This window comes from Marivita sp. S2033, from assembly GCF_046592965.1.
Taxonomy (GTDB): domain Bacteria; phylum Pseudomonadota; class Alphaproteobacteria; order Rhodobacterales; family Rhodobacteraceae; genus Marivita.
Window position 1 is genome coordinate 1 of record NZ_JBISBV010000049.1, and the last position, 918, is coordinate 918.

Genomic DNA, 918 nt, shown 5'->3' on the forward strand with positions numbered 1-918 from the left:
AGGGTCAGGATTCATAACCAGTAGATGACGGTTGCAGCGAGGGCGATGGCTGAGAGGAAAACCTTAGGACAGCGGTCATAGCGTGTCGCCACACGCCGCCAATCCTTGAGCCTGCCAAACATGATCTCAATGCGGTTGCGCCGTTTGTATCGGCGCTTGTCGTATTTCACTTTCGTCGTGCGCTGCTTTCGGCCAGGAATACAGGCGCGTATCCCTTTGTCTTTCAACGCGTCTCGGAACCAGTCGGCGTCGTAGCCGCGATCCCCGAGCAGCCAGTCGACTTTGGGTAGGCTGCTCAGTAGCGCCCGCGCACCGATGTAGTCGCTGACCTGTCCAGCGGTGACGAACAGGCTGAGCGGTCGCCCTTGGCTGTCGCAGATGGCATGCAGTTTGGTATTCATGCCGCCCTTTGTTCGACCGATCAGGCGACCGCGCCCCCCTTTTTCGCGGCCATGCTGGTCGCGGTGCGGTGTGCCTTCAGATAGGTCGCGTCAATCATCACGGTCTTTTCCTCTCCGTGTTTGGCAGCCAGGCCGACCATCATCTGGGCGAAGATGCCTTTCTCACTCCAACGCTTCCACCGGCTGTATAGCGTCTTGTGCGGTCCGTAGGCTTCCGGAGCGTCACGCCAGCGCAAGCCATTGCGATTGATGAAGATTATCCCGCTCAGCACCCGTCTGTCATCAACCCGCGGCTTGCCGTGCGACTTCGGGAAGAAAGGGGATAGTTTGGCCATCTGCTCGTCGCTCAGCCAGTAAAGGTCGCTCATGTCACCGCTCCGTTTTCCGAGCCGTGAATCACGCAGCGCGTTGAAGATCAATGCATCCTGACCCTTCTGTATCTCCAGTTTGCTATATTGTCCCCGTCAGCGGCCTTGGCCGAGGTCGCTGACGGGGCGGTGTATGGCGTCTGAGCCTT

At 58.8% G+C, this 918-nt stretch carries 1 protein-coding gene; it reads right to left on the bottom strand.

The genetic code is table 11. The annotated features are described in order from the left end of the window. Positions 1-11: 11 nt before the first annotated feature. A protein-coding gene (locus ACGKZZ_RS17255) for an IS5 family transposase (RefSeq protein WP_411224753.1) occupies positions 12-769 on the bottom strand; the annotation gives its coding sequence in 2 pieces (ribosomal slippage) (positions 12-445 and positions 445-769; 759 coding nt in all). Positions 770-918: the final 149 nt, after the last annotated feature.